This is a genomic window from bacterium, from assembly GCA_040755795.1.
In the GTDB taxonomy this organism is placed as follows: Bacteria; UBA9089; CG2-30-40-21; order CG2-30-40-21; family SBAY01; genus JBFLXS01.
The window spans coordinates 1-2,873 of record JBFLXS010000464.1 but is presented as its reverse complement, the minus strand read 5'-3'; the positions used below and the strand labels follow the sequence as shown (position 1 = coordinate 2,873).

Genomic DNA, 2,873 nt, shown 5'->3' with positions numbered 1-2,873 from the left:
ACCCTGTCTTTCTGTAGATATGGATTGCTCCTTTATCTACATAATTACAAACTTCTATACAAGGATTAGGCTTGCATAGGTGGTATTCCCAACCACTCGGGTATCCCATACTTCAAAGCACACCTTATCTCCATATCACTCTTATCTCCTTATCCCCTTTCTTACACTTTTGATATATAGCCTGAACGGTTACACAATTTGGGACTTGTGGTTAGTTCTCCTGAAAATAGGAAGTAGAGAGTAGAAAGTAGAAAGTAGAAAGTAAAGAAAACATCATTCCTCACGCTTATCTCCTTTTGGTCACTGGTCATTGACTAATGACTAATGACCAATGACTAATGACTCCAATCTCTGTCCCATTAATTTTCATCGTCCTTTGTGAGTCGCAGACTTATGAGCGTTCTCCTGAAAATAGTTTTTTCACGCAAAGGACGCAAAGGTAAATTTTCCCCCTTATTTCCCTTTGCGTTCTTTGCGTGCTTGGCGTGAAACTTCCTTTCCCCTGAAAATAGGCTGAAGGCGAAAGGCTTAAGGCTGAAGATTTTTTATCCTATATCCTTCAGCCTATAGCCTATTTTTCATCGCTCTGTCCTCCGCAGGTTAATGTTCATTCCCCCAAATGACTGAACCATTACTAAAATAGTATTTCTACTGCTTGATAAGGACATGCCTTCAGGCAGAGCCCACAGAGGATACAGTGTTCAGCCTCAAATGAGACTTCCATCTTTTCCCGGTTAACTCTTAAAGCCTCAGAAGGACATAAAGGAATACAGGCAGTGCAATGAGTACATTTCCCTTCATTCCATCGAACATCCTGAGCTAATGGTTGGATAGTTACTCCTAATTCTTTAAGATAGTCCATTCCTTTATGAAATTCGTCTTTTTGCCCGCTTATTTCCATGACTAATCTTCCTTCTTCATCAGGATTAACCTTAGCACTAAGAATATTAACCATCAAATCATAGTTTTTGATTAATCGGTAAGTAATTGGTTGTTCAACAGTTTGTTTGGGAAAGGTTAACACAATTCGCTTTTTAATCATACTTTTCACCTCCTATTCCATTTCCTGCTATTCCATTTCCTGTAACTGTTCAGGATATAGCCACAGAGTCACAGAGAACACAGAGGAAATATATAACTACGAATGAACACAAATACAAAAAAAATTGTAGTACGAGGCTTTAGCCTCGCTTCTGGCAAGCCAAAAGGCGAACCTAAAGATTCGCACTACATTTATGGGATGTCAGAGGTTAATTCGTGTGCATTTGTGGTTAATTTCCTTAATTCTCTGTGAACTCTGTGCCTCTGTGGCTGAACGGTTACGATTTCTCCTATTTTTTACTTTCTCCTCCGTTTTATCCATACTAATCCGTGTTAATCAGTGGCTGAATAGTTACTAAAACTTATGAATTTATCTGGGTAAATAATCGCTATTTCTTTTAATAACGCTTTTTAAGGTAGCTATCTTTAATCTTAAATCCGAACTATCTATCTGGTGATTGGCTATCATCTTTTTTACTTCACTAATAGCATCTTCGATTAAATTAACTGGCATAAAATTACAAACCAGACAATAAAAATTTATTGAGTGACCATCATCATAATTATCTAATAGATATTTTAAGAGTGAGTGTTTTGCCTTTTGTTCTTTAAGCATAAATTCTATCCCAATCTCTTTAATTCTATCCAGATTAGGTCTTCTTAGTTTATGAAACCTTTGACCTGGTAATGGTAATAATCTTTCACAGGGATATTCTTCACAATCAGCACAGGTTACAAGATACTTTTGTAGAACGCAACATTGAAATATCCCACACCAGGCATTCATCTCAATCAATTTACAACCAGGGCATTTATCCTTATCCTTACTGTGAAATTTTGGGCAAAGATAACAATCTAATCCACAGGCACCAATAAGTTTTTGTTCTTCTCTATCCATAATTATCACCTTTGCATCCAGTTAAATCTTACGGCTGATACCCGAATGCTGATAGTTGTAGCTGTTTATTCAGATAAATAACTACTACGCCATTGAAAAAACCAGTGACTAACGAAGATAAAAGGAATAGAGGCACAAGATAAAAACAACCTGTATGTTTGATTAAAATAAAATAGGCAACGACAATTTGAGTTAAATTATTAGCCACAGCACCGATAATACTTATCCCAATGAAACTAAATATCTTTTTACCCACCTTGTAAAATATCGCCATCACTATGGCTGAAATCACTCCACCGCTAAATCCTAAAATAAACGCTGGAGAAAATAAACTGCCTCTTAACAAACTGCTTAAAACACCTCGTAGTCCTGCTACAACCACGCCTCCTTTGATGCCAAATAAGATTATGGCGATTAAAGTTACGATATTAGCTAATCCAATCCTTAGCCAGGGGAACATCGGTGGCAGGTAGGTATTTTCTAAAGTATTTAATACCGTAGCCAATGAGACTAAAACGGCTATTTTGGCTAATTTTTGGGTTCTGGATATAAGGTATAGTTGTTCGTTGTTCAATCTCTTCATTCTTCACTCCTTAGTTGGAACCGTTCAGGGATATAGCCACAGAGTCACAGAGAACACAGAGGGAATATATAACCACGAATGAACACGGATAATAAAAAGATTCAACCTGTGCGGTTAAATATAAAATGGATAACTGAAAGGTAATGAGTTTTGCGAAGTCCTAAAATTTCCCATTTTTCATTTCCTATTTTACATTTTACATTTATTTTTCCGTAACCGTTCAAGGCTATACATTAGAAGTGTAAACAAGGAGAAATGGGGAAAAGGGAGAATTGGAGAAATGGCTCAAACTTTTTCTTGCTCCACCCTTCAGACATTAATCCTGGTGTCGTGTTGAGTAAGTTTTGCACG

The 2,873-nt window shown here is 36.9% G+C and carries 4 protein-coding genes; 1 reads left to right on the top strand and 3 read right to left on the bottom strand.

The window, feature by feature from the left end; all coding sequences use genetic code 11:
• Positions 1-634: 634 nt before the first annotated feature.
• A complete protein-coding gene (locus AB1414_18405; protein ID MEW6609388.1) occupies positions 635-1,042 on the bottom strand; it encodes an NIL domain-containing protein in 408 nt (135 codons plus the stop codon).
• Between the two features lie 102 nt (positions 1,043-1,144).
• Here AB1414_18405 and AB1414_18400 point away from each other — a divergent pair, with 102 nt between their 5' ends.
• Positions 1,145-1,294, top strand: coding sequence for a hypothetical protein (locus AB1414_18400; protein ID MEW6609387.1), 150 nt, complete (start codon positions 1,145-1,147; stop codon positions 1,292-1,294).
• Positions 1,295-1,411: 117 nt separating this feature from the next.
• Here AB1414_18400 and AB1414_18395 read toward each other — a convergent pair whose 3' ends face one another.
• Positions 1,412-1,939 (bottom strand): DUF3795 domain-containing protein, encoded by a 528-nt coding sequence (locus tag AB1414_18395; protein ID MEW6609386.1) that lies wholly within the window; start codon positions 1,937-1,939, stop codon positions 1,412-1,414.
• 28 nt (positions 1,940-1,967) lie between these two features.
• Positions 1,968-2,522, bottom strand: a complete 555-nt coding sequence (locus AB1414_18390; protein ID MEW6609385.1) for a Gx transporter family protein — start codon at positions 2,520-2,522, stop codon at positions 1,968-1,970.
• Positions 2,523-2,873 lie beyond the last annotated feature (351 nt).

Bases quoted from the DNA above. Each gene is read 5' to 3' on its own strand.
- AB1414_18405 (MEW6609388.1), bottom strand. From the start codon at position 1,042: ATGATTAAAAAGCGAATTGTGTTAACCTTTCCCAAACAAACTGTTGAA.
- AB1414_18400 (MEW6609387.1), top strand. From the start codon at position 1,145: ATGAACACAAATACAAAAAAAATTGTAGTACGAGGCTTTAGCCTCGCT.
- AB1414_18395 (MEW6609386.1), bottom strand. From the start codon at position 1,939: ATGGATAGAGAAGAACAAAAACTTATTGGTGCCTGTGGATTAGATTGT.
- AB1414_18390 (MEW6609385.1), bottom strand. From the start codon at position 2,522: ATGAAGAGATTGAACAACGAACAACTATACCTTATATCCAGAACCCAA.